The sequence below is a fragment of the Paenibacillus sp. J5C2022 genome (genome assembly GCF_025567625.1).
Taxonomy (GTDB): domain Bacteria; phylum Bacillota; class Bacilli; order Paenibacillales; family Paenibacillaceae; genus Pristimantibacillus.
Genome location: NZ_JAOQJC010000023.1, coordinates 78,969 through 104,952, shown reverse-complemented (window position 1 = coordinate 104,952; position 25,984 = coordinate 78,969). Strand labels below are relative to the sequence as shown.

General features: G+C 54.8%; 17 protein-coding genes. 14 read left to right on the top strand and 3 right to left on the bottom strand.

Features of this window, described 5'->3' with window-relative positions; translation table 11 throughout:
* Positions 1–328 precede the first annotated feature (328 nt).
* Positions 329–1,618 carry a serine--tRNA ligase gene (gene serS, locus M6D81_RS18775; protein ID WP_262678455.1) on the top strand — a complete coding sequence of 430 codons (1,290 nt, stop codon included), beginning with the start codon at positions 329–331 and terminating at the stop codon, positions 1,616–1,618.
* 392 nt (positions 1,619–2,010) lie between these two features.
* The gene (gene yidC / locus M6D81_RS18770; protein ID WP_262678454.1) at positions 2,011–2,811 is read left to right on the top strand and encodes a membrane protein insertase YidC; all 801 of its coding nucleotides are present in this window, start codon (positions 2,011–2,013) and stop codon (positions 2,809–2,811) included.
* Positions 2,812–2,943: 132 nt separating this feature from the next.
* On the opposite strand, the gene M6D81_RS18765 is transcribed toward yidC, so the two are convergent.
* Positions 2,944–3,075, bottom strand: a complete 132-nt coding sequence (locus M6D81_RS18765) for a DUF4023 domain-containing protein (protein WP_262678453.1) — start codon at positions 3,073–3,075, stop codon at positions 2,944–2,946.
* Between the two features lie 179 nt (positions 3,076–3,254).
* On the opposite strand from M6D81_RS18765, the gene M6D81_RS18760 reads away from it, so the two are divergent.
* The 4 genes from M6D81_RS18760 to M6D81_RS18745 all read left to right on the top strand — a co-directional run bounded on the left by M6D81_RS18760 (position 3,255) and on the right by M6D81_RS18745 (position 10,138).
* Positions 3,255–3,461: a cold-shock protein gene (locus tag M6D81_RS18760; protein ID WP_262678452.1), complete on the top strand. Its 207-nt coding sequence runs from the start codon at positions 3,255–3,257 to the stop codon at positions 3,459–3,461.
* A gap of 142 nt (positions 3,462–3,603) precedes the next feature.
* Positions 3,604–5,958, top strand: a complete 2,355-nt coding sequence (locus M6D81_RS18755; RefSeq protein WP_317259145.1) for an ATP-dependent DNA helicase — start codon at positions 3,604–3,606, stop codon at positions 5,956–5,958.
* A 380-nt stretch (positions 5,959–6,338) separates the two neighbouring features.
* The gene (locus tag M6D81_RS18750; protein ID WP_262678451.1) at positions 6,339–8,093 is read left to right on the top strand and encodes an ABC transporter ATP-binding protein; all 1,755 of its coding nucleotides are present in this window, start codon (positions 6,339–6,341) and stop codon (positions 8,091–8,093) included.
* A 23-nt stretch (positions 8,094–8,116) separates the two neighbouring features.
* A complete protein-coding gene (locus M6D81_RS18745; protein ID WP_262678450.1) occupies positions 8,117–10,138 on the top strand; it encodes an ABC transporter ATP-binding protein in 2,022 nt (673 codons plus the stop codon).
* 79 nt (positions 10,139–10,217) lie between these two features.
* On the opposite strand, the gene trpB is transcribed toward M6D81_RS18745, so the two are convergent.
* Positions 10,218–11,387 (bottom strand): tryptophan synthase subunit beta, encoded by a 1,170-nt coding sequence (gene trpB, locus M6D81_RS18740; RefSeq protein WP_262678449.1) that lies wholly within the window; start codon positions 11,385–11,387, stop codon positions 10,218–10,220.
* Positions 11,388–11,441: 54 nt separating this feature from the next.
* Positions 11,442–14,063 (bottom strand): putative bifunctional diguanylate cyclase/phosphodiesterase, encoded by a 2,622-nt coding sequence (locus M6D81_RS18735; RefSeq protein ID WP_262678448.1) that lies wholly within the window; start codon positions 14,061–14,063, stop codon positions 11,442–11,444.
* A gap of 168 nt (positions 14,064–14,231) precedes the next feature.
* Between M6D81_RS18735 and M6D81_RS18730 the strand changes: the two genes are divergently transcribed.
* The 8 genes from M6D81_RS18730 to M6D81_RS18695 all read left to right on the top strand — a co-directional run bounded on the left by M6D81_RS18730 (position 14,232) and on the right by M6D81_RS18695 (position 25,979).
* Positions 14,232–14,672 (top strand): MarR family winged helix-turn-helix transcriptional regulator, encoded by a 441-nt coding sequence (locus M6D81_RS18730; protein ID WP_262678447.1) that lies wholly within the window; start codon positions 14,232–14,234, stop codon positions 14,670–14,672.
* Between the two features lie 21 nt (positions 14,673–14,693).
* Positions 14,694–17,855, top strand: coding sequence for an MMPL family transporter (locus M6D81_RS18725; protein WP_262678446.1), 3,162 nt, complete (start codon positions 14,694–14,696; stop codon positions 17,853–17,855).
* 134 nt (positions 17,856–17,989) lie between these two features.
* Positions 17,990–19,096 carry an asparaginase gene (locus M6D81_RS18720; protein ID WP_262678445.1) on the top strand — a complete coding sequence of 369 codons (1,107 nt, stop codon included), beginning with the start codon at positions 17,990–17,992 and terminating at the stop codon, positions 19,094–19,096.
* A gap of 952 nt (positions 19,097–20,048) precedes the next feature.
* On the top strand, positions 20,049–21,266 hold the full coding sequence (locus tag M6D81_RS18715; protein WP_262678444.1) for an ROK family protein: 1,218 nt from the start codon (positions 20,049–20,051) through the stop codon (positions 21,264–21,266).
* A 176-nt stretch (positions 21,267–21,442) separates the two neighbouring features.
* The gene (locus M6D81_RS18710) at positions 21,443–22,276 is read left to right on the top strand and encodes a carbohydrate ABC transporter permease (protein ID WP_262678443.1); all 834 of its coding nucleotides are present in this window, start codon (positions 21,443–21,445) and stop codon (positions 22,274–22,276) included.
* A complete protein-coding gene (locus M6D81_RS18705; RefSeq protein ID WP_262678442.1) occupies positions 22,273–23,535 on the top strand; it encodes a beta-galactosidase in 1,263 nt (420 codons plus the stop codon). Before M6D81_RS18710 ends, M6D81_RS18705 begins: the two co-directional genes overlap by 4 nt.
* A gap of 62 nt (positions 23,536–23,597) precedes the next feature.
* Positions 23,598–24,965, top strand: a complete 1,368-nt coding sequence (locus M6D81_RS18700) for an extracellular solute-binding protein (RefSeq protein ID WP_262678440.1) — start codon at positions 23,598–23,600, stop codon at positions 24,963–24,965.
* Between the two features lie 102 nt (positions 24,966–25,067).
* The gene (locus M6D81_RS18695; protein ID WP_262678439.1) at positions 25,068–25,979 is read left to right on the top strand and encodes a carbohydrate ABC transporter permease; all 912 of its coding nucleotides are present in this window, start codon (positions 25,068–25,070) and stop codon (positions 25,977–25,979) included.
* Positions 25,980–25,984: the final 5 nt, after the last annotated feature.

Sequence of the window (25,984 nt, the reverse complement as noted above, 5' to 3'; positions counted from 1 at the left end):
AGGAGCGGCAACAGCCGAATACAGCAACAGCCTAAGCACTTGAAGCGGGACGTCGTATGCGATATAATACGGTCAACCAACTTCATATGAAGGATTATGCCTAAGAAGAGAATCCAACTCGGAGGCGTTCTCGTCAAGAGAATAATAGGACTTGTAGCGATGGCTTCAAGCCGACATTCTCCTAAGTTAACCGGGTCCGCCCGTTATTGCGGAATGAAGAGGATCAGACAGCCGTCTGGTCAATTTGGGTGGCACCGCGAGAACAGCGCTCCTCGTCCCATGTGGGGATGAAGGGCGCTTTATTATTATCGCGAAGGAGAGCGGTGTCATGCTGGATATGAAATGGATACGGAACCATGCGGATGACGTACAGAAGGTAGCAGTGAACAAGGGAATGGCGCTGCAGGTTGACGATCTGCTGCGGCTCGATCAGGAAAGAAGGGAGCTGCAAGCTAGCATCGAAGAGCTGCGCGCGGCGAGGAACACACTGTCGAGTTCAATTGCGGAGCTTGTGAAGGAGCGGCGGTACGAAGAGGCGAACCGGCTCAAGGATGAAGTGCGGGAGCGGAACGGGCAATTGACCCAGCTGGAGCCTCGGCTTCGGCTCGCAAGGCAAGCGTTCGACGAGCTGTATGCGCTTGTGCCGAACATGGTCTCGCCGGATACGCCGATCGGGAAGTCGGACCGGGACAATGTTGAAGTGAAGCGAGTGGGAGAGGCGCCGAGCTTCCCGTTCGCCGCCAGAGATCATATTCAGCTGGGGGAACTGCACGGCTTGATCGATACGCAGCGCGGCGTGAAAGTGTCGGGCAGCCGATTCTACTACTTGAAGGGAGCCGGCGTCCTGTTGCACCGGGCGGTGCAGGCGCTGGCGATGGATGTGCTGCTGCAGCAAGGCTTTACGCCGCTGGATGTGCCGCTTATGGTACGGCCCGAAGCGATGCGGAACACGGGGTTCTTCCCGTTGGGACAAGATCAGACGTATCGGCTGGCGGATTCGGATCATTACCTGATCGGCACATCGGAGGTGTCGTTGATCAGCTATTACGGCAATGAGATTGTCGAGGTGGATGAGCCGATCAAGCTGGCGGCGGCATCCATGTGCTTCCGCAGCGAGGTGGGCTCGGCAGGCAGGGATGTGCAGGGCCTATATCGCGTTCATCAATTCGCGAAGGTGGAGCAGGTCGTCATCTGCCGCGGGGATACGGCGCATTCGGATGTCCTGCTGGAAGAGATTACGGGCCATGCCGAGACGCTGCTTCAGCGGTTGGAGCTGCCGTACCGGCGCATGGCAGTATGTACGGGGGACATGTCGCAGAAGACTTATAAGCAATATGATCTGGAGACGTGGATGCCGAGCAGGGGCGAATACGGCGAGACTCACTCGTCGTCGAATCTGCACGAATTCCAGGCGCGTCGCTCGAATATCCGCTATCGCGACGAATCGGGCGAGCTGCGCTTCTGCCATACGCTGAACAACACGGCGGTGGCCAGCCCTCGTATTCTGATCCCGCTGCTGGAGAATCACCAGCGGGAAGACGGATCAGTTGCGATTCCCGCCGCACTGCAGCCATATATGAACGGAGTGAAGGTATTGGAGCCGTCAGCCCGGCTGTGAACGTGAATCAGCAAGCTGCCAACAGTTAACTGCTACTATATGCAGCCGCTATACGTATTCATACAAATAAGATGAAATTGGACGAGAGAGGGGTGAGAGTGGAATGGAGCTGGAGCTTCATGAATGGCTTGTCTATCTGATGTCGCTGGGCTTGCTGTGTTCCTTCTTATGCGCCTATGCGCCTGCCGTATACGGCGAGCTTTACAAGTATGCCAATCGCCTATTGCCGGATGAGGGGATAACCATTTGCGTTGCTGCGGAGCTGCCGCTGTATTTTTATTTGCGGAGCCGGCTGGTGCGCAGGGTGAAGCGGAAGGAATCCCCGGAAGATGACGACGGCGAGTGCGCCGCCTCGTTGGTTTCGATTGACGAACCTAACGAGGAGGCTAACCATGATCAATCTATACAGGAAGCAGTTCACTTTCTCTCTGCGGCTATCGCTTATCGCCATGCTGCTGTTGTTCCCGATTGTGCTGTCCGGCTGCGGAATGCCGCAAGGCGCCGTCGACGAGAACACGCCCGGCTTGTTCAATCATTATGTAGTCTATCCGTTGTCCCTGACGCTGCAGTGGATGGCGTCCATCGCGCATGACAACTACGGACTGGCGGTCATTGCGATGACGATTGTTATACGCTTGCTGCTGTTCCCGCTCATGCTGAAGCAATATCGTTCCAGTACGGACATGAAGGCGAAGATGGCCGGCCTGCAGCCGGAGCTTCAGCAATTGAATAAGAAGTACGAAGGCAAGAACGATTCCGACGCCGCCATGAAGCGGCAGCAGGAGACGATGGAGCTGTACCGGAAGCATGACGTTAACCCCTTCCGCATCGGGTGTCTTCCCATGCTGCTTCAGATGCCGGTGTTGACAGGGCTGTATTATGCGCTTCGAATGACGCCCGAGCTTGCCGAGCATCCCTTTCTCTGGTTTCAGATGGGGCAGCCCGACAGCTGGCTGCCGCTAATTGTCGGCTGTCTCTATTGGTTCCAATTCAAGGTGTCGTCACAGCAGCAGCAGATGCCTGCAGGAGGTTCCGGCGGGGCTGTGAAGGGGTTGGCATTTATAGGTTATATCTTTCCCGTTATGATGATGGTGTTCGCCTGGAATGTACCGTCCGCAATCGCGCTGTACTGGGTGGTAAGCGCCGCGTTTACGATTGGGCAGTCCTTGCTGTTCAGGAGACTCTACGGGTAAGGCCATACGCCTGCTATTGACGCTCCTTTCCACGCCAATACGGGCAGGGAGGAACGGCGAGGGTTGTTCGCATAGAGGGATGGAACCGGGGCTCCTGCGGCTGCAGCGAATGCGGCACGCAGGAGCTCCTCGTCATTTGTTCGTGCTGTGCTGCTTGTTGCCGAGCCGGTTGGCGGGAGAGCCGTTGCCGTTGCGCCGCTTGTTTTTTTCTGCCTTCTGCTGCGTATCATGGACTTTGTCGATGAATTGGGAAGTATCCTCCATAGCGTGTTCTCACCTCCACTATCCACTATCCCCGACTTGAAGCAGTTCCATGAAAAAAGTGAGTGGGAAATATAGGATGACAGGCATATTTGCTTAAAGGTGGTTGTATATGGTAACATGGCAGTGATTTCAAGTTAGTGTTGTTGTTGCCGCTGAACTTCTCAAGAAGGAGGCTGGCCATGTACAATCGCAAAAAACCTGCAGAAGAAGTGCCAATGGTGAAGACCAAGGTATGGGCCTGCGAGTCGGACGGCTGCAACGGCTGGATGAGAGACAACTTCTCATTCCATCATTCGCCGGTATGCGTCATGTGTGACGGGCAAATGATAAGCGAGGAGCGCATGCTGCCCGCCCTGGTCAATACGATTGGAGATTTGAACCGTTAACCCATAGGCTCGCGTACGGCGATCGCCCCTGGAACAAGAGATTATTCTTGCTCCTCGGGGCGATTTGCTTTTTGCACTTCCTTTCCATTTTTGTTCATGGTACAATGAATTTACTATAAGGGGAACAAGTGTTCCGTTAATAATGAAGGCAAGCTGGCTGATTCGGCGGCCATGCCGCGAGGTGATTATGCTAAAGCCAATAGAGGTTGCCCTGCCCGTCAGGCAACTGGTTGAATACGTGCATGCAAGCGGCCATATCGAGCCCCTCTCGCCCGGGGCGACGGAGCTGCTGCAGGAAGGAACAAGAGCGCATCAGCGCGTTCAGCAGGGCTATGGAGACGGCGATCAGAAGGAAGTCTATCTGAGCGCGGACATCCCCTGCGAGGAGCTGCTATTCCGCCTGGACGGTCGCTGTGACGGGCTGCTTGCTGTCGGGAAGCAGGTGACGATCGACGAGATCAAGTCGACGGGCGGGCCGCTTGAGACGATTCCGGAAGAAGGCATCCCCGTGCATTGGGCGCAAGGGGTCTGTTATGCCTACATGTACGCTCTGGGGCATGGCCTGCAATCCATAGGCATACAATTGACTTATGTGCAGAGAGTTACCGGCGATATTCGCCGCTTGCAGCGCGAGCACGCCTTCCATGAGCTGGAGCTTGCCGTGCAGGAGATGCTCAGGAGGTATGCTCCTTACGCCCGGCTGCTCGGTGCGCATGCGACGAAGCGGGATGCCAGCATAGCGGAACTGCCCTTCCCGTACTCCCGGTACAGGGAGGGGCAGCGGCGCCTTGCGGGGGCCGTTTATCGTTCGGTCGAGGAAGGTGTGTCCCTGTTCGCGCAAGCGCCTACCGGCATAGGGAAGACGATATCGACGCTGTATCCCGCCGTGAAGGCGGTTGGGACGGGGCACCTGCGGCGGGTCTATTATATGACCGCCCGAACGACGACCAGAGCGTCTGCGGAGGAAGCGCTGCGGCTAATGGCGGAGAAGGGGCTTCATATTCACGCCGTTACCATTACGGCGAAGGAGAAGATATGCCCGCAGGAAGAGATGATATGCCGGAAGGAGCATTGCCCCTATGCGGACGGCTATTACGACCGCATCAACGGAGCCATGCTGGATATGTTGGATCGGGAGACGCTCATTACCCGCGAGGTGATCGAGACTTATGCTCACAAGCACAAGGTATGCCCTTTCGAGATGTCTCTGGATGCCGCTTATACCGCAGAGGTAGTTATTGGCGATTACAACTATATTTTTGATCCGCGCGTATCCTTCAAGCGGTTGAACGGCGAGACGAAGAAGCGGACGGCCATACTTGTCGACGAAGCGCACAATTTGCCCGATCGGGCCAGAGCGATGTTCTCGGCCGAGCTGCATAAGGCGCCGTTTCTTGCGTTGCAGCGCGAGCTGAAGGACAGACATCGGGAGGGCTACCAGGCGGCTAAGGCGGTGAACGATTATTTCATCGCACTTCGCAAGCTTCAAGCGGGGGAAGCACGCCGCGTGGAAGCGGAGCCGCCGGATCGGCTGCTGAAGCTGCTGGAGACGTTCCAGTCGGCGGTCGAACCGCTTCTGGCTGATGAGGTGAGCGGCATGCTTGAGCTGTATTTCGAGGTGCAGAGCTTTCTGCGGACAGCCCAACTTTACGATGAGCGCTATGTGACGTATACGGAGACAACGGGCAGCGCCGTAACGATCAAGCTGTATTGTCTTGATCCTTCCCATCTGCTGCGGCAGACAGCGAAGGGCTACCGTTCCATTGTGTATTTCTCCGCTACGCTGACGCCGGTCTCTTATTACCGCGATACGATTGGTGCGGATGAACTGGATTATGCGCTGACTCTGGGGAGTCCGTTCAAGCGGGAGCAGCTTGCCGTCCGCATCGCCCCTATATCGACGCGATATCGCGACCGGGGCGCCTCTTACGGACCGATCGCGGAACTGATCATGGAGCAGGTGCGGAGCCAGCCGGGCAATTACTTCGTATTCTTCCCCTCTTATGCCTATATGAACGCCTTGTACGATTGCTTCACGGCGGAGCTGAGCGGAAGCTCTCAACGGAACGGGAGGCGAATAGAGGCGCAATTGCAGCGGTCGGATATGTCCGAGGAGGAGCGGCAATCCTATCTGTCGACGTTCCAGCCGGATGAGGAGCGAAGCTTGATCGGGTTCGCCGTCATGGGCGGCGTGTTCTCGGAAGGAGTGGATCTGCCCGGGGAACGGCTTGTCGGCGTCATTATTATCGGGGTCGGACTGCCGCAGCTGGGGCTGGAGCGTGATCTGCTGATGGACTATTATGAGCGGAAGGGGTATAACGGCTATCAGTACGCTTATGTCATCCCCGGTATGAACAAGGTGCTGCAGGCGGGAGGCAGGCTCATTCGCTCGGAGACGGACAGAGGCTCGCTGACGCTGGTCGATGACCGGTACTTGAGACGGGAATACGAACGGCTTTTGCCTGGGGAATGGAGACAATCGGACAATCATGTATAGATTGTTTAAATTGTTTTTGTGGTTGACAGGAAATTCATGCGGTGATAAAGTGGCAAATAGATTTTATCGAGAGGAGGATTACGTAGCATGAAATTTCTTAACGATATGGATTATCATGCGGCTAGCGCCAATAATAACATATCACTTATGCACGTAGTCTCTCCGCGCGTTATTGTCCATTAGTTCGGCATGGATCATGCCGATAATGAAAGCGCGAGGATTACGTTGCCGTAATCCTCGCGCTTTTTTTTCTGCATGCAAGGGGCGTTCCGGCCATTCCGCCGGTTACCTCCTGTATCGTATGCAGAACAAGCGTGTCGCTTACGGCGGCATGCTTTTTTTTGTAAATAGATAGAAACCGGAAGGTGTGGTAGTGGACAATGTTCAGCGTACTTGTGAAGTTGAAGTGGTTCTTCGGCATGAACTGGAAGCGATATACGCTAGCGATTACGCTTCTTGTAGTAACAGGCATTATCGATATTATTCCGCCGTGGCTGCTTGGGTATCTTATTGACGGTATTAGCCAGAATACGCTGGGAACCGATGATTTCCACCGGACGATGGTATTCTGGATCGCGCTGACGATCGTGGGATATCTGATTACTTATGTGTGGCACTACAAGCTGTTCGGCGGGGCGTTCGTCCTGGAGAGGCTTCTGCGCTCCAATCTGATCGGACACTTCCTGCGCATGAAGCCGACGTTCTATGAGCGCAACCGGACGGGCGATCTGATGGCCCGTTCCACGAACGATCTGAATGCCGTTGCAACAACGGCGGGCTTCGGCATCCTTACGCTCGTCGATTCGACGTTATTCATGATTACGATTCTGATCGTAATGGCAGCCGGCATCAGCTTGAAGCTGACACTCGCTGCGCTGCTGCCGCTGCCGATTATGGCAATCGCGATGAGTTATTACGGGAAGAAGATTCATGAGCGCTTCATGGATGCGCAGAATGCGTTCGGCGAGCTGAATGACGGCGTGCTGGAATCGGTGTCCGGCGTTCGCGTCATTCGCGCATTCGTCCGGGAAGAGGCGAGTGCGAAGAGCTTTGGCGCCAAGACCGACGAAGTGCTGGAGAAGAATATTGCGGTGGCCCGCATCGATGCGTTATTTGAGCCGACGCTCAAAATTCTGGTCGGCTCAAGTTATCTGATCGGCCTCTGCTATGGCGGCTATCTCGTATTTCATAGCGAAATTACGCTGGGCGAGCTTGTCTCCTTTAACGTCTTCCTGGGCATGCTGATCTGGCCGATGTTCGCGATCGGCGAGCTGATCAACATTATGCAGCGGGGCAATGCGTCGCTGGACCGGGTGGAGGAGACGCTCGGTTATAAGCCGGATGTGAAGGAATCGGAGCGTTCCGTCACTGTCGGAGAGCCGACGGAACTGGACTTCCGGCATGTCACCTTCCGCTATCCTTCGTCCGAGACGGACAATCTGCGGGACGTCTCCTTCATGCTGCGCAAGGGAGAGACGCTCGGCGTTGTCGGCCGTACGGGTAGCGGAAAGACGACTCTGCTGAGGCAGTTGCTAAGGGAGTATCCGGTCGGCAAGGGGGATATTGCCGTCTCGGGCGTGCCGCTGCAGCAGCTGAAGTTCGATGAGCTGCTGGGCTGGATCGGCTATGTGCCGCAGCAGCCGATACTGTTCTCGCGGACAGTGCGCGACAATATCTACTTCGGCAGCTCGGATGGTGCGGGGAATGAAGAGGACTTGCAGAGGGCGCTGAAGAGAGCGGCCTTCGCGAAGGATATCGAGCTGCTGCCGGACGGTCTGGATACGATGGTCGGAGAGAAGGGGGTTGCCCTGTCGGGCGGACAGAAGCAGCGTGTCAGCATTGCCAGAGCGCTGATCGCCGATCCCGACATTCTGATGCTGGACGATGCCTTGTCGGCGGTAGACGCGAAGACGGAGGCGGAGATAATCGACGGCATCCGGACGGAGCGAGCAGGGAAGACTACGCTGATTACGACCCATCGGCTGTCCGCCGTGCAGCATGCGGACTGGATTATCGTGCTGGATGAGGGGCGCATTATAGAGCAAGGCAAGCATGAAGAGCTGCTTCAGCGCGGCGGCTGGTATCGGGAACAATATGACCGTCAGCAGCTGGAAGCGGACATTGAACAAGAGTAAGGGGAAAGGAGGCTGCGATAGATATGGGAACGACAGGGAAACGACTGTTTCAATATGCGATGCTGTACAAGAAAACGATATTGGCCGCATTGCTGCTGCTTGTGCTCGCCGTATGCGCAGAGTTGACGGGGCCGCTCATTGCCAAGCGAATGATTGATGACAACATATTGGGCATTGAGAAGAAATGGTACCAGGTGCAAGGGGAGCAGCCGAAGGCGGCAAGCTACAAGGGCAATTGGTATAAGCGCGAGGACCGCTTCGCTCCGGGCGAGGAGAAGGGCAGGGAGGTTCGCGTGCTGCAAGTAGGCAGGAGCTATTACTTCCTGAATGAACCTCTTCGCTTCGAGGGCGGGGGCCGGGAAGTTAGCGGCGAACGGCTGACTGTGACCGACGGCGATTCCGGCAAGCAGGAGAGCTACTCGGCAGAGAAGCTGAGTGTGAAGGAACTGTACGCATTCTATGAGCCGGAGGTGCCGGCTCTGATGAAGCTGGCGGCCATCTACTTCGGACTGCTTGTGCTCGTCGCCTTGTTCGCATACGGGCAGCGGCTTATGCTGCAGACGTCGGCGAACCGGATCGTGCGCCGCATGCGCAACGATGTGTATGCGCAGACGCAGAGGCTGCCTGTTCAATATTACGACAATCTGTCGGCGGGACAGGTCGTCTCGCGGATTACGAACGATACGGAGGCTATTCGGGAGCTCTATGTAGGCGTGCTTGCGAACTTCTTCACGGGCACGATCTATATGGTGGCGATATTCGGCGCGCTCTTCCTGCTGGATGCCAAGCTGGCTCTCGTTACACTGCCGCTGATTCCGATTCTGATCCTGTGGATCATCGTCTACCGGAAATTCGCGGCGAAGTATAACCGCATAATTCGTACGAAGCTTAGCGAGATTAACGGCATGATCAATGAATCTATCGGCGGCATGACGATTATTCAGGCGTTCCGCCGCGAGAAGCAGACGACGAAGGAATTCGACGAGCTGAACGATCACTACTTCAAATACCAGAACAAGCTGCTCAGCTTGAACTCGTTAACGTCGCACAATCTGGTCAATGTCGTCAGGAATGTGCTGTTCCTGATCGTCGTGTGGATGTTCTGGGGCGGTACGCTGGGGGCGATGGTCACAGTAGGGGCGTTGTACGCCTACATCGACTACATGAACCGGATGTTCGCGCCGATCGTCGGCATTGTGAACCAGCTGTCCAATCTGGAGGTGGCCCGCGTATCGGCGGAGCGGGTGTTCAAGCTGATGGACGAGGACGGAACGGATGTGGAGACGGGTTCCATAGAGCGCTACAAGGGCGATGTCCAATTCCAGGACGTATCCTTCGCCTATAAGAAAGATGAATACGTGCTTCGCAATATCAGCTTCCATGCCAGCCAGGGGGAGACCGTCGCTCTGGTAGGCCATACGGGGTCGGGCAAGAGCTCCATTCTCAATCTGCTCTTCCGGTTCTATGACATTAAAGAAGGGCGGATTACGATCGATGGGATGGATGCCAGCGGGATGCCGAAGCAGATGCTCCGTGAGCATATGGGAATCGTCCTGCAGGACCCGTTCCTGTTCACCGGCACGATCGCGTCGAACGTCAGTCTGGACAATCCGGACATCAGCCGGGAGAAGGTAGAACAGGCACTGAGAGATGTCGGTGCGTACGACATGTTCAGCAAGCTGCCAGGCGGTATCGATGCGCCTGTCATTGAGAAGGGGAGCACGCTGTCGGCCGGGCAGCGGCAGCTGATCTCCTTCGCCAGAGCGCTTGCCTACGATCCCGCCATTCTTATCCTGGACGAGGCGACGGCAAGCATCGACACAGAGACGGAAGCCATTATCCAGCGCGCGCTGGATGTGCTGAAGCGAGGGCGCACGACGTTCGTCATCGCCCATCGCCTGTCGACGATTCGGGCGGCGGACCAGATTCTTGTGCTCGACCGCGGCGTAATCGTGGAGAGGGGCAATCACGATTCCCTGATGGAGAAGCAGGGGAAATACTATGCGATGTATCAGCTGCAGCAAGGTGCCGTTCAGCCGGCATAACAACGGAGAAAGGGCCTATGCCTTCGGAGACGTGAGACGGCTCTGAGGGTATAGGCCCTTATCGATAGTGGCGTGCTTCTTACTTCTTCAGCATATGGAATACTTGCTCGACGTCCTTGTCTCCGCGGCCGGACAGATTAATGATGATGATGGCATCCTTCGGAAGGGTCGGCGCCAGCTTCTTCGCATGAGCAACGGCATGCGAGCTCTCCAATGCCGGTATAATGCCCTCCAGCCGGGACAGTTCCTGGAACGCATCCAGCACTTCTTCGTTGCTTACGGTTACATATTCCGCCCGTCCACTAGTTTTCAGATGGCTGTGTTCGGGACCGATGCCGGGGTAATCCAGCCCGGCTGCGATGGAGTAAGTAGGCTTCGGATTGCCCTCCTCATCCAGCAGCACAAGACACTTGAAGCCGTGGATGACGCCGGGTACGCCTTCCGACAGCGTAGGAGCCTGATCCGGCTCCACGCCGATCAAGCGGACCGACGGCTCGTCCAGATAATGGGCGAACGCCCCGATGGCGTTGCTGCCGCCTCCTGCGCAAGCCAGCACGACGTCTGGCAGTCGGCCTTCCTTCTCCAGGATCTGACGCTTCGATTCCTCGCTGATGATGGACTGGAAGTGCTTGACCATCGTAGGGAACGGATGGGGCCCCACAGCCGAGCCTAACAGATAGAAGGTATTCTTGTAGTTGGCGACCAGATCGCCGAGCGCTTCGTCAACCGCATCCTTCAGGCGGCCTTGGCCTTTGGCTACGGGCACCACCTTCGCGCCAAGCAGCTCCATGCGGAATACGTTCAGCGCCTGGCGGCGCGTATCTTCGGCCCCCATATAGATGACGCATTCCATATCGAACATGGCGCACGCCGTCGCCGTTGCCACGCCATGCTGGCCGGCGCCTGTTTCCGCGATAATGCGCTTTGCTCCCATGCGCTTGGCCAGCAGGATCTGACCGATAACGTTATTGATCTTGTGGGCGCCGGTATGATTCAGGTCCTCGCGCTTCAGGTAGATCTTCGCGCCGCCCCATTCCTTCGTCAGACGATCCACATAGGTCAGTGGATTCTCGCGGCCTACATATTCTCTCAGATAATACTGGTATTCCTCTTTGAAGTCGGTATCGTCCTTGAATATGTTGAATTGCTCCGTCAGGTAGTTCATCACTTCCTGCAGCTCTGGCGGGATGAAGCTGCCGCCGAACTCGCCGAAGTAGCCTTCCTGATTTTGTGCGATTTGCTGGTTCATGTAAGCGCCTCCTATATTGTTATAACACAATCTTAGATGGAGAGCGCAGGCTTGTCAAAGCCTTATTGGAAGGAACCGCTCCTCCAGATCGGCGGCGGTCAGCGGCTTGCTGAACAGGTAACCTTGCAGCTCGTCGCACTTCAGCATTTTGCAGTATTGGGATTCCTCTACCGTCTCTACGCCTTCGGCGACGACCTTCATGTTCATGCTGTGAACCAGTTCGATGATCGCTTTCACGATGGACGATTTCTTATCGTCGTTCGTAATGCCGCGGATGAAGGAACGATCCAGCTTCACGTCAGAGATTGGCAGCCATTGCAGCTGGTTCAGCGACGAGAAGCCGGTGCCGAAGTCGTCGATCGATATTTGAATGCCCAAGCCGCGGAGATAGACGATCGTCTCGATAACATGGTCTGACTGGCGCATGAAGACACCCTCTGTTATTTCCAGGCTGACATATTGCGGCGAAAGACCGGTATCGTTCAACGCTTCCGTAATCATGGCCTTCAGATCGCCTTGGTAGAAGTGTCTGGCCGATATGTTGATGGAGACGGGAATCGGCTTGTAGCCGGCGTCCTGCCACGCCTTGTTCTGGCGGCAAGCTTCACGGAACACGTAGCGGTCAATCTCCAGAATGAAGCCGGATTCTTCCGCGAGTGGAATGAACTTGTCGGGCGGAATCATGCCAAGCTCGGGATGATGCCAGCGGATCAGCGCTTCTATCCCGCACAGCTCTCCCGTAGCGGCGTACACCTTCGGCTGATAATAAAGCGAGAAGTGGCCATCCTGCAGGGCTTTATACAGCCCGTTCTCCAGCCGAAGCTTCTCCGACATGGAAGCGGCGTCGCCGGAAGCGAAGAAGCGGTAGCTGCCGTCGCCTTCCTTCTTCGCGTTGTACATGGCGATGTCCGCATTCGACAGAACGGATTCCGTGTCCGGTCCGTCTTGCGGATAGATGCTTATACCGATGCTCACCGTAAGGAACAGCGGCAAGTCGCGCATAAGGAACGGTTCCTCCAGCAAGCGGCAGATCGATTGGGCGAAGCGGGTCAACTGGTCGTGCTGCGTATAGCTGCATAGGAATACAAATTCGTCTCCCCCCAGACGGAAGAGGGTGTTCTCCTTGGAGGACAGACGATCCAATCTTGTTCCCACTTGCCGCAGGAGAGAGTCGCCGGCGGAATGTCCCAAGGCGTCGTTGATCTGCTTGAAGCGGTTAATGTCAATAAGCAGAATGGCTATGCCGTGACCGTTATCGGGACGGCTGAGCGCGATCAGCTCCGAGAACTGCCGCGAGAAGTGAAGGCGGTTAGGCAAGCCCGTCAGGCTGTCGTAATAAGCGAGCTGGTGAAGGCGTTCCTCGGATTGCCTTAACAGCTGGGCTTGCGCGGCCAGTCGCTCGGCATTGGACTGCGATTCCCGGAACAGCTGCAGCAAGCTGCCGGACATGAACCGAATGTTGGCGATCAAGCCGTCGATTTCCTTGATTCGGCTTGCGGGCAGATCGACGATATGCTGCTGCTTCAGTCTGTGCGGAAGGTCTGCCGTCGATTGGGCGAGCCGGTTCAGATCACGTACGATGAGCCGGTTAATAAGCAGTGCGGCAAGAGCGGCCGCAAGCGTAAAACCGAACAGATAGGCGAAGTGATACAGGTACTTGTTGAACAAATGCTCACGATAGTTCTCCAGCGGAATATCCACTATCATGTGGCCGATCCCTTCGATTGGCTTCACATATACGAATGATTCGTTATGCCAGATATAGCTTTCCCACATCGAGAACCGCTGCTTATGACGGGTTAGATAATAATGTTCGCTCAGCTTGATGTATGAGCTCGCTTCGGCCAAGTAGCCGATATGGCCGGCAGCCTCGGAATCGCTTGAAGCGATAATTTTGCGATTGGAATCGAGAATGCTGACAATGTACATATCCGTATCGTAACGGCCGAGAAGCTGCCGGATTTGCTCCAGCCCTTGGGACGCATCCTCAAGCCGTTCCTGTTCCACTGCGTGGACGGCTTGTACGGCCAATTCTTTCGTGTAAATATGAATTTCCTTGAATGAACTGACACTGTTGACGAATATGTTAAGCAGGAACAGAATCATAACGATACCGATGGTAAAGTACAGCAAATACTTGCGAAGCGACAAGACGGATTGCTCCGTCTCTCCGTTCGTTGAACGGATCAGGCTGCGAATCGGCAAGCATTGATCGATGATCTCCGCGAACAGGGCGTTGGCCACGCTGTTGACGGTAATGATACAGGAGATCAGCAAGGCGTCATTCGTTGTTGTGCCATCCTGCGTCAGCAGGAACAGGTACAATACAGCCATGCCCAGAGGCAGCCAGAACAGGAGCGCGCAGTAAAACAGACGGCCTTGGAACTTGCGCAATAGCAGCCCGATGGCAACCGTCTCGAGAAGTCCGATTAAGAAGAACAGCGGCTCTTCCAATAAGAAGATTCCGACTGCGTGAGCGGCGAAGGCGATAGGCAGACCTCCGCGCAAGCCGAATAACCGTACGCTTAAGTATAGAAATACGCTTGTTAACGTAAGGCTCGCCCCGAACAAAAAGGGGATACTGATCCACTGCGCCAGCAGTGCCAACGCCAGACATGCCAGATAAGCGGCAATGGCAACTCCTTTATGGCGTGATAGCTCTAAAAGTCGATACACAAGCGTCCTCCTGATGCCGTAACCATTTCCCCTATTATTCGACAATTTTCATGGCGTTCCTTCTTTTTCCTTGGATTTGATTGCGGCTGTTGAAAATAGGATTCATCTCTGATAAAGTTTTATAATGTAATAGTTCGACAGTGAAACTAACAAGAAGGAGAGGGTGGCATGCAGCCGATCATACTGAAAGATCTTATACATCGCTACGAGGAGGCTGACTTCATCGTTACCCGCCGACTGAATGCGCTCATTCGGGAGCTTATGCCGGAAAGCATTACGGTTGATCAGTACGCTACTTTATGCTATCTGAATAAGCGAGGCAGGTGCACATCGACGGAACTGGCGGATATATTCTGCGTGGGCAAGAGTTCCATTACGGCCATCATTACGCGATTGTCAGACAAGGGATATATTCAGCGAATGCCGGAGGAGAAGGATCGCAGAATCATTCACCTGGCCTTGACGGAGCAAGGGGAGGAGATGTGCCGTTTGCTTGAGGAGAAAGTGGAGGGGCTGCTAGGGCAACTCATTCAATTTTTCACCCAGGAAGAGGCTATTCAATTTATTGAGACCTACGAGAAGCTGGCAGAGAAATTGACCAAGATATAAGTCGGGAGTGGATCGATAACGATGAAAGCAATATTGAAGATGAAATGGTTCGTGCTTCTGTTCTGGGTGGTGGCCGTCGCCGGGCTCCTGTTCACTGCACCGGATATGGCGGGGCTCGTAAGGGAGAAGGGACAGATTACCGTTCCGGAAGGCTACTCGTCCGCCATCGCCGACGAACTGGCGAAGGAGATCGGCGGCGAGGAGACGGCGGGCATGACGACTGTGCTGGCGTTTCATCGCGATGGCGGCATCGGGAACGATGCAATGGAGGAAGTGCGGCAGGGTATAGCCAAGCTGCAGAGCGAAGCCGATGAGCTGGGCATTCTCTCCGTCATGACGCACTTCGATACGCCTGAGCTGGCGGAGCAGATGGTGTCGGAGGACGGGAGCACCGTCATATCGCTGCTGCAGGTCGAAGCCGGCGGGCGTGAGCTGGCAGAGGTGAAGGAGGAGCTGTATGCGGCACTGTCGGATGTGGACGTGGAGCACTATTACACCGGCAACTGGATCATTACGGAAGATGTCATCATCAGCTCGGAAGAAGGGCTGAAGAAGACGGAGTATATTACGGTCGGATTTATTCTTATTATTCTGTTCGTCGTCTTCCGTTCGGCTGCAGCGCCGCTGGTGCCTCTGCTAACGATCGGATTCTCGTATCTGGTATCGCAGTCGGTCGTTGCATTCCTTGTAGAGTATGCGGACTTCCCGTTATCCAACTTTACGCAAATATTCATGGTGGCGGTCATGTTCGGCATAGGGACGGATTACTGCATTCTGCTTATCAGCCGTTACAAGGAGGAACTGGGCAGGCTTGGCGACAAGCAGGAGGCCATCGTTCATACTTATCGTACCGCAGGCAAAACGGTCTTGTATTCCGGCTTGGCTGTCTTCGTCGGATTCGCATCGATCGGCTTGTCGACCTTCATTCTGTACCAATCGGCCGTTGCGGTAGCCGTGGGCATCGCTATTATGATGCTGGCGCTGTTCACGCTCGTGCCGTTCTTCCTGTCGGTGCTCGGCAACGCCTTGTTCTGGCCGGCGAAAGGCTCCATCGAGCATAAGCAGAGCAAGCTGTGGGGAACTGTCGGGCAGTTCTCGCTGAAGCGTCCCCTGCTCGCGCTTGCCATATTGGCTGTACTGATCGTGCCGTCTCTGGTGGCATACAAAGGGGCAATCTCGTACAATACGCTGGAAGAGATCGGAGAAAGCTATGATTCCGTGAAAGGGTTCAATATTGTCGCGGATAGATTCGGACCGGGCGAGACGCTGCCGACCAGCGTCATCCTCAAGAGCGAAGAACCGTTCGATACGCCGGAGGGACTGGCAACGCTGGAAGGTGCGGCACGCGAATTAATGAAGGTGGAGGGCGTGCAGGCCGTGCGCGGGGCAACGAGACCGACCGGGGAGGAGATGGATGAGTTCCTCGTGTCCGATCAGGTGGTCGCGCTGGAAGACGGGCTTGACGAGAGCGGAGAAGGGCTTGGCTCCATCAGTGAAGGACTGGCGGAGGCGAGCAGCGCGTTGAACGACAATACGCCGAAGCTGGCTGAAGCGGCCAAGGGGGCGGGAGATCTGGCGGCCGGAACGAGGCGGCTGCAGTCCGGCATCGGCGAGCTGGAAGCCGGACTGAAGGCGATCAGAGCCGGCTTGCTGGACGGCTCGTCAGGAGCGAAGGAGCTTGAGGCGGGTCTCCGAAGTGCCAAGGAGAGCGCCGACCAACTGGCGGCGGCAAGCAAGGAGCTGCTTGCTGGCTATCAGGAGATGGGCGGCGGATTAACGCAGTTGACGGCGGGCTATGAGGCGATCGCAGCGGAGCACGCGAAGCTGGCGCAAGGACTCGGCAACGTAGCCGCGGGAATTGGCAGCTTGCAGGAGAGCTATCCGGAGCTGAAGGAGGACGCAGCCTATCAGGAGGCGCTGGGCGCTCTGCAAGGCATGCAGCAAGGAGCAGAAGCGCTTGGAACGCAGCTGCGGGGCATGAATGAGCAGCTGGCGGGCGTATCGCAAGGCATGGCGGGCGCGAATGCAGGCCTTGCCCAAGCCATTGAGGGACAGTCTGCCCTGGCGGCAGGGCTGGAGAGTCTGGCCGACGGCCTTGCGAAGCTGCAGCAAGGCGTGGCGCAAGCGGCGTCCGGGCAAGGAAGCATTATCGCGCAGCTGCCCGGGGTCTCCGGAGGTCTGGCGGAGCTTGCGGCAGGGCAGGAAGAGCTGAAGAGCGGCTTCGACTCCTTGAGCAGCCAGCTCGGCGAGTTGACAGGAGGATTGGATCAAAGCGTAGACGGCTTGAATCAGGTGACGGACGGTCTTGCTTCGGCAGGCGGTTATCTGCAGGGATTGGCTCAGTCGCCGAATAAGGAAATGACGGGATGGCATATTCCGCCCGAAGCGATTGCAAGCGAAGAGTTCCAGGCCGCGCTCGATGTCTATCTGTCTCCGGACCGGCGGACGGCGCAGTTGGACGTGATCTTCGAGAGCAATCCGTATTCGCAGGAGGCGATGGAGGAGATCGATGCGGTGAAGTCGGCCGTCCAGCGCGCGCTGCAGAATACGCCGTTCAGCCAGTCCGATGTGGCGATAGGCGGCGTCACCAGCATGAACCATGATCTGAGCAACATATCGGAGGCTGACTATTCACGGACCGTTGTATTGATGCTGATCGGCATACTGGTCATTCTGCTGATCTTGTTCCGTTCCGTCATCATCCCGGTCTATGTCGTTATCTCGCTGCTTATTACGTTCTATACGTCGATGGCCGCGACCGAGCTGATCTTCGTGGAGCTGCTGGGTTACTCCGGCATCAGCTGGGCCGTTCCGTTCTTCGGCTTCGTCCTGCTCGTCGCACTCGGCGTCGATTACAGCATTTTCCTGATGGACCGATTCCGGGAATATCGGCATCTGGAGCCGAAGACGGCCATATTGGAAGCGATGAAGAACATGGGCCCGGTGATCGTGTCTGCCGCGATTATACTGGGCGGCACATTCGCGGCGATGCTGCCTTCCGGCGTGCTGTCGCTGCTTCAGATCGCCACGATGGTGCTGTGCGGACTGTTCCTGTACGCGCTCGTCATGCTGCCGCTGTTCATACCGGTTATGGTGCGGACGTTCGGAGCTGCGAACTGGTGGCCGTTCATGGAGCGTGATGGGCAAGCCGCAAGGGAGCAGTTCGCCGCCACTCGCGAATAAGCAAGACCGCTCGGCACACAGTACTGCCTTCATAACAGGGAATGTTAGCGATGTTGGCAATGAACTGTATTTGTCCGCACCATTCGTGGTATTCTAACCCATGAGAGATATGCGGAAGAAGCATAGAGCAAGTCATGGTTACAGAAAGAGTGGTAGCGGCAATGAAGCGAATATTGGTTGTGTTTACAGGCGGTACGATCGGGAGCAAGGCAAGCGGTGATTCCATCAACGTACATGGAGACGGCGCTTATGCCTTGCTGGAGGCCTACGAGGGAAGTACGGCTGCCCGAACGGATGTGAGGCTGGAGACGATTCAGCCGCTCAATCTATTAAGCGAGAATATGACGCCCGGAGACTGGAGCGTGCTGGCGGCGAGCGTTCGCCGTCAGACGGCCGGCTCTGCATATGACGGTATTCTCGTCACGCACGGCTCCGATACATTGGCGTATACGGCGGCGATGATGGGCTATCTGTTCGCGGATATCGCCATTCCTCTCGTGCTGACGGCAAGCAATTATCCCATTGCGGATGCAAGAAGCAACGGGCTGCGCAACTTCTCGAGCGCGATTGATTTTATTGCGGGAGCGGCGCTCCCGGGAGTGTTCGTCGTCTATGAGAACGCTGCGGGCATCAGTCAGGTATACCTTGGCACACGCATTATGCAGTGCGAGCCGTTCACGGATCAGTTCCGAAGCCCGTACGATCTGGTATACGGGCACATGGAAGATCGGCGCTTCCGCTGGCATGAGGATGCGCGCAATCCCCTGCCGGATACGCTGCGGCCCGTGCACTCCCCGTTAAGCCGGGGCGGCGATGCATCGGACATCGACTCGGCCATTGTGTACGTGAAGCCGTATCCGGGACTGGATTATTCCCTGTTTACGTGGACGGATCGCAGGCCGAAGGCGATTCTGCACGATCTGCACCATTCCGGCACGGCATGCGGGCTTGAAGACGGGGCTTATTCTCTGCCTGCCTTCATCAAGCGCTGTGCGGTTGACGGCATCGACGTGTATATCGCTCCTGTGAAGAATGCGTCGGATGCGATGTATGCTTCATCGCATGAGCTGATCGGCGCCGGCGCTGTCATGCTGGCGGGCATGTCTGTGGAAGCGGCTTTGACGAAGCTGATGCTCGCTTATGGCGCTTGCGGAAGTGACGGAGAGCAGTCGAAGTCGAAGTCGAAGGAACAGCTTCATCGGCTTGTGAGGGACACCAATTGGTATTACGAGATTCATTAAGCGGAGAACTTTTTTCATGGCGGTCCAGCTTTCACTTCCCGGCAATCCTTCTTGAAGGACTGTTGCAGGGATGGGAGGCGTGGCTGCCTTTTTATTGTATATAAATCGTATAAAACTCAAGTTGTATATCCGAAGTTAGTGGTTAGCCACATGCGAGCCGAAATAGTGTATGAATCCTACACTGGAGCGCCGAAAGGGGGCGTGCGAGCCGAAATAGTGTATGAATCCTACACTGGAGCGCCGAAAGGGGGCGTGCGAGCCGAAATAGTGTATGAATCCTACACTGGAGCGCCGAAAAGGGGCGTGCGAGCCGAAATAGTGTATGAATCCTACACTGGAGCGCCGAAAGGGGGAGTGCGTGCCGAAATAGTGTATGAATCCTACACTGGAGCGTCGAAAGGGGGCGTGCGAGCCGAAATAGTGTATGAATCCTACACTGGAGCGTCGAAAAGGGGCGTGCAAGCCGAAATAGTGTATGAATCCTACACTGGAGCGCCGAAAGGGGGCGTGCGAGCCGAAATAGTGTATGAATCCTACACTGGAGCGTCGAAAAGGGGAGTGCGAGCCGAAATAGTGTATGAATCCTACACTGGAGCGCCGAAAGGGGGAGTGCGAGCCGAAATAGTGTATGAATCCTACACTGGAGCGTAGAAAAGGGGCGCGCGAGCCGAAATAGTGTATGAATCCTGCACTGGAGCGCCGAAAGGGGGTGTGCAGCACATAAACATTGAATGGTAGGCCGTAGGCGATGTGACCTTGGTTGCAGAGCGGACTGAAGGCTGAAGTGGGGCTGTAAGCGATGTGACCTCGGTTGGAGAGTGGAAAGTGGGCGAATATGCAATAGATACACAATGGATAAGTTTCAATGAAATTCTTTTACAAAGAGATAATTTCTGTTATTATTTTAGTTAAGTTAAGTAATTAAAATCCGATAGACAGGCGAGGGTGTATATTGAAAAAGGTAGCAGGAAATCAGAAGCTCATTCGTTCGACCAATTTGAACTTGATCATTGACCTGGTAAGACGTCAGGGGCCGATCTCCAGAGCCGACGTGGCGAAAATATTAAAGCTGAGCGCCCCTAGCGTCTCCTCCAATATCGAGCAGTTGCTTGCGATGGAAATATTGGAGGAAGTGGGCACACGGGATATCGTAAGCAGTGGAAGACCTCCTATATTGCTGCGGTTCAATAGACATTACGGATATATTATCGCCATTGACCTGGCCGGCGATCGCATTCGCATGGCGGTCGGCGACTTGATGGGAGAAATCATCGCTCAGGACGAGGTGTCGTTCTCGTTGAAATCCAATATTACCGCAGACGATTTCTATTCGGTGATGAACAAGATGAAGGAACTGCTTGGCAGCAAGCATATTTCACAGGAAAAGCTGAAGGTCGTATGTGTGGGAACGCCGGGCATTATCAATAAAGAAACCGGTTATTTCAAGGCCGCTCCCAGATTCAAAGAGTGGGACACGATCAATATTCATCAGTTGATGAAGCAGGAGATGGATGCCGATGTGATGGTCATTAACGACATGAATCTTAATGTCATCGGAGAGAACCGTTACGGCGCGGGCAAAGGGTTCAAAAACCTGCTGGGCATCAATATCGACTTCGGCATCGGCGCCGGACTGATTATCGACGGGAGGCTGTACGAAGGGAGCAGGCTTGCTGCTGGGGAAGTCGGCTACTGGGTATGCGGAAGTCCGAACTTCGACGAGCCGGGACAGCTGAAGAACAATTATCTGGACTACTATTCGTCGTTGTACGCTTTAATGAATACTGTGAAAAGGGACTTGAGCAACGGCGCAGAGAGTAAAATCACGGACTACTGCAAGGGCAACCTGGAGATGGTCGATTTCGAGGCGTTCTGTAAAGCGACGGCTGACGGCGATCCTTACTGCATGCAGAAGACGAAGGAGCTGGTGCAATCCCTTGCCATCGTGCTGGCCAACATGAGCGTGCTCCTTGATCTGGAGCTGATTATTGTAGGCGGTGATATCGTAAAACTGGGCTACAAGTTTATTCAGCCGCTCAGAGAGCTTGTCAACGGCATGGTTCCTCTGACGACGACGATTGTATTCTCGGAGCTTGGTGAACGATCGGGCATTTACGGCGGATTTGCGGTAGCCCTGGATCGTGTGATGCAAGAAATTCTGCCCCAATAATTCGCAAAAAAAATTAGCTTGACGAGCGAACGAACAGAATCTATTATTAAGTTAAGTTAACTAATTAAATTGCGCAAGTGATGAGCAAGAGATGCATCTGCTCGTTATAGCGATTCTGCAAACGCTTATATTGCGCTTGCAAGTTGCTATTTAGACTAGACGAGAGGGGGTTGCGCATGTCAAGAAGGTGGTCGCCTGGAAGGGCGCTGATTCAAGTATTGTTCATGCTGTACGCCATTTCCATTATTTATCCGTTCATTTGGATGTTCCTTAATTCGCTTAAGACGGGCCCGGAATTTTATGCCGACATCTGGTCGCTGCCCGATCAGTGGCGATGGAGCAATTACGAGAAAGCGTGGGACGAGGCGGGGCTGGGTCAGTACTTTCTGAACAGTATATATATAACCGCCATAGGTACGCTTCTCGGTGTCATGTCCGCCGCGACTTCGGCTTATACCGTTGCCAAGTACAAATTTCCCGGAGGAAATATCATTTTCTTCTTCGCGGTATCCACGTTCCTGATTCCTACGGTAGGTTCCTTGGCGGCGTTGTATAAGCTGATGATCGATTTGAGCCTGTTCAACTCGCATATTGGGCTGCTGGTGCTGTATTCGGCCGGGCTCGGCATGAACTTCATTATTTTGTACGGATTCTTCAAGGGTGTCTCGTGGGAATACGCGGAGGCGGCCTATATGGACGGAGCGAACGATTGGCAGATTTTCTTCCGGATTATGCTGCCGATGGCCAAGCCGGGATTGGCTGCGGTAGGGCTCATTACCATGATCAATATATGGAACGATTACTTCCTGCCGTATATGTTCCTGCAGGAGCAGAAGCTGTTCACCATCTCGGTCGGTCTCTACGATCTCGTTCTGAAGCAGCAGTATGCCGCAGACTGGACTACATTATTCGCTGCGCTGACGCTGTCGACAGTCCCCGTCCTGATCGTATACTTCTTGCTGCAGGACAAGCTGATTAGCGGATTGACGACAGGAGGGCTGAAGGGATGAGAAGAGCGATTGGCGCGCTGGCGGGCATAGCTCTCCTGCTGACGACGGCAGCGTGCAGTGGACAACAGGATAAAGGAGTAGAAGCAGAAATGAAAACGTTTCCTATCGGACTATGGGTGTCCCCCCCGGCAAATGAAGTGACCTTGGAGCGTTACGAGGAAATGAAGGAAGCGGGCATAACCTTCGTAACGGGCTTTAGCGAGTGGGAAGGCGGGAGCGAGACGATGATGAAGTCTCTCGATTATGCGGAAGCAACGGGAATGAAGGTGATATTGCGGGACCCGCAGATCGGAGAGCTGGCCGATGGGGAATTGTCCGGGATAGGAGAATTGACCGCTCCGTACCGGGATCATCCCGCTTACATGGGCCACGTGTTCTACGATGAGCCGTCGCTTACGCAGTATGACCGCCTGGCGGCCATGAAGGAAGAGTACAAGAAGGATGCGCCTGATGGCCTGCCCTATGTCAACTTATTCCCGACTTACGCTTCTCTCGACCAGAAGGGAGGCACCTACACCGAGTATCTGGATCAATATATTCAGAAGTATAAGCCGGAGCTGATCTCCTATGACCACTATCCCTTCCTGACAGAGGCGAAGGGCGGACCCGGTGCGATTACCGAGGATTACTTCTACAATCTGGAGCTGATTCGGCGCGCATCGACCGAGCATCAGCTGCCGTTCTGGCTATTCATCCAGACGCTCTCCTTCAATACGACGCACCGCGATCCGACAGAAGAGGAAATCCGGTGGCAGGTGTTCACGAGTCTGGCCTACGGAGCCAAGGGCATTCAGTACTTTACGTATTGGACACCGCAGTCGGGCAGGGAGACGTTCGGCAGCGGCATGATTGATCTTCAGGGCAACCGCACCCGGCATTATGATGAGGTGAAACGAATTAATGCGTCCCTGCAGGAGATAGGTCCGCGGCTGATGGAGCTGCAGTCCGAAGGCGTTATTCACTTCGGCGACCAGCCGGCATTATTGGAGGAGTCCATGAAGTCCTTCGGCCCGATTGCATCTGTCTCGGGAGACCCCGCCATTATAGGCTGCTTTACCGATTCGGAGGGAGTACAGAGCGTGCTGGTCGTGAACGCAAGCTTTCAACAGCCGTCCAGTACGGAGCTGAAGCTGGAGGGAGATGTGAAGCGGGCAGCGGTCTGGAACGGCGGACAAGTGCAGTCGCGCAAGATTGCCGGCGGCGCCATGCAAGTCGAGCTGGCGCCGGGCGGCGCCATGTGGATCGCATTCAACGGATAAGACGATATCCCAGGATATTGTTTTAGATACATGAAACTATAATCTTAAGGGGTGTACGAACAATGATGAAGAGAAGATGGAACAGAATGACATGGCTAACGGCCATGCTGATTGTCGCAATGATGCTGGCAAGCGCTTGCGCCAACAATTCAAATAGCTCGGAAGAGCAAGGCGGGAAAGAGAACAATGCGCCTGCGGGAGAGAAGAAAGTACTGAAGGTAGCGTTCTTCCAAGGGGGCTTCGGCGATGCATGGTTCAAGGAATTGAAGCAGCAGTTCGAAGCCAAGCATGACAATGTAACGGTGGAGCTGGAAGGCGATCCCGGCATTATGGAGAAGATGGGCGCCCGCTTCGAATCGGGGGCGAATCTGCCGGATGTAGCGTTTCTGACGAATACCCACTGGCAGATGTGGGCTGCGCAAGGCTTCCTGGCGGATCTGACCGACTTGTACGAGGGAACAGACTCTGACGGTGTGACGATCAAAGATTCCTTGAATGAAGCTGCCCGCCAATATGCGATATACAAGGACAAGGCTTATATCATTCCGTGGTCCGACGGCTATCTGGGACTGGCTTACAACAAGGGCATGTTCGAAGAGAATGGATGGGAAGTGCCGAAGACATGGTCGGAGTTCGCCGAATTGACGGAGAAGATCAAGGAGAAGGGGATAGCCCCTATCGTCTATCCGGGGAAAGTGATCGGTTACTGGGACTTCGTCGTGAAGCCGATGATGGTGCAGGCGGGCGGATTCCAGTATTTGAATGAGCTTGTGAACATGGACACACCGGAGGTATTCCAGGACCCGGCCCGCTTGGCCGCATTGGAGCAATTCGAGCAGCTGTTCCAGAAGGATTGGATGCTGAAAGGTTCTGAAGCTCTCAATCATACGGAAGCGCAGATGGAGTTCGTGAACGGCAAGGCCGCCATGATTCCTAACGGCAACTGGCTGGAAAATGAAATGAAAGCATCTACGCCGGAAGGCTTCCGCATGGCGATGATGCCCGTGCCTGCCGTAGGCGGCGCCAAGGAGGAGAACATCTTCTTCAGTCTGGTCGGCGATATAACGGTTGTTCCCGCCAAGTCCAAGGAGCAGGAGCTGGCGAAGGCATTTATCGCATTCGCATCCTCCCAGGAGATGAATCGCAAGTTCACTGAGCTGACAGGGAACTTCCGGCCGTTCAACTACTCGCTGGAAGGCGTGGAGGTGTCCGAATTTACACAGAGCGTAATGGACATTATGCAGAACAACAAGGCTTTCACCTTTAATTCCAACAATCCTCTATTCGCCAAAATGCAGCTTTACCCTTCAGGCGACGCTTACGGCAATATTGCGTTCGGAGCGAAGACGGCAGAGCAGCAATTCCAGGATGACTATGCCTTTGCAAAAGACAAATGGGAGGCGTACAAGAAAGAAGTGGGAATGGAGTAGGGGGAATAAGACGGCTTCCGTACAATTGCTTGCGCCGCAGTCGATGCGGCGCGAGCCGGAGCCGCATGCATGAGGTAAGCTTCTTGGAAAGTAGGGGATATAGTGTCTATATTGCAAAATCGAAAGAAAAGAATGCGATTTCTCTTCATCTTGTCCATGGTCATTTATCCGGTAGCGCATTATCTGATCTTTACGATTTACGTGAATATCAATACGTTCGTCTACGCATTCAAGCGTTGGAATATGTCTACCGGCAATATTGACTGGGTAGGCTTCGATAATTTCAGGGAGATCACGGAGAGAGTGATACATGATCCGGCGTACAAGTATGCAGTCCTCAACACCCTGCTTTGGATTCCGCTGAATGTATTGATTTTGCTGCCATTGTCGCTTTATGCGGCCTATCTGTTCTCCAAGAAGATAAAGCTGCATCATTTTTATCGTATTGTGTATTTCTTTCCTTCCATTCTGTCCATTGTCATAATCGCGATGGCTTTCTCGTTCATGGTGAACCCCAACATCGGGGTGGTAAATCCCATTCTGGAGTTCATTGGCTTGGAGAGCTTGACGAGAGCCTGGCTCGGAGACCCTTCTACAGCACTGGGTACGGTGTTCTTCTTCTGCGTATGGGCGGGAATCGGATTCAACTCGGCGATTCTGCTGGGAGCGATCGGACGCATTCCGCACGATCTGTATGAGGTCGGGGAATTGGACGGGATCTCCCGAATGACAGAGCTTCGGAAGGTTGTCGTGCCGATGATATGGCCTACAATTTCCACTCTGATCATTATCGGCACAAGCGGTGCGTTCACCTTGTTTTTGCAATCCAAGCTGCTGACGAATGGAGGCCCCAACTTCGCCACGAATACGGCGGCGCTTCAGATTGTGGATCTGGTGTCCGACGGGAATTACGGCACGGCTTCCGCTTTCGGAATTCTGTTGGCGATCATTGGATTCGCCGTGACGACAATAATCAAGCACTTTCTGGATAAGAACACGGCTGTCGAATATTAATTGCA

What these genes read in the sequence shown, in the direction of transcription:
- M6D81_RS18705 (WP_262678442.1), top strand. Translation starts at nt 22,273, where the DNA reads ATGAGAAGAGCGATTGGCGCGCTGGCGGGCATAGCTCTCCTGCTGACG.
- serS (WP_262678455.1), top strand. Translation starts at nt 329, where the DNA reads ATGCTGGATATGAAATGGATACGGAACCATGCGGATGACGTACAGAAG.
- M6D81_RS18730 (WP_262678447.1), top strand. Translation starts at nt 14,232, where the DNA reads ATGCAGCCGATCATACTGAAAGATCTTATACATCGCTACGAGGAGGCT.
- M6D81_RS18745 (WP_262678450.1), top strand. Translation starts at nt 8,117, where the DNA reads ATGGGAACGACAGGGAAACGACTGTTTCAATATGCGATGCTGTACAAG.
- M6D81_RS18765 (WP_262678453.1), bottom strand. Translation starts at nt 3,075, where the DNA reads ATGGAGGATACTTCCCAATTCATCGACAAAGTCCATGATACGCAGCAG.
- M6D81_RS18755 (WP_317259145.1), top strand. Translation starts at nt 3,604, where the DNA reads ATGAAGGCAAGCTGGCTGATTCGGCGGCCATGCCGCGAGGTGATTATG.
- M6D81_RS18700 (WP_262678440.1), top strand. Translation starts at nt 23,598, where the DNA reads ATGATGAAGAGAAGATGGAACAGAATGACATGGCTAACGGCCATGCTG.
- M6D81_RS18720 (WP_262678445.1), top strand. Translation starts at nt 17,990, where the DNA reads ATGGTTACAGAAAGAGTGGTAGCGGCAATGAAGCGAATATTGGTTGTG.
- yidC (WP_262678454.1), top strand. Translation starts at nt 2,011, where the DNA reads ATGATCAATCTATACAGGAAGCAGTTCACTTTCTCTCTGCGGCTATCG.
- M6D81_RS18760 (WP_262678452.1), top strand. Translation starts at nt 3,255, where the DNA reads ATGTACAATCGCAAAAAACCTGCAGAAGAAGTGCCAATGGTGAAGACC.
- trpB (WP_262678449.1), bottom strand. Translation starts at nt 11,387, where the DNA reads ATGAACCAGCAAATCGCACAAAATCAGGAAGGCTACTTCGGCGAGTTC.
- M6D81_RS18725 (WP_262678446.1), top strand. Translation starts at nt 14,694, where the DNA reads ATGAAAGCAATATTGAAGATGAAATGGTTCGTGCTTCTGTTCTGGGTG.
- M6D81_RS18710 (WP_262678443.1), top strand. Translation starts at nt 21,443, where the DNA reads ATGTCAAGAAGGTGGTCGCCTGGAAGGGCGCTGATTCAAGTATTGTTC.
- M6D81_RS18750 (WP_262678451.1), top strand. Translation starts at nt 6,339, where the DNA reads ATGTTCAGCGTACTTGTGAAGTTGAAGTGGTTCTTCGGCATGAACTGG.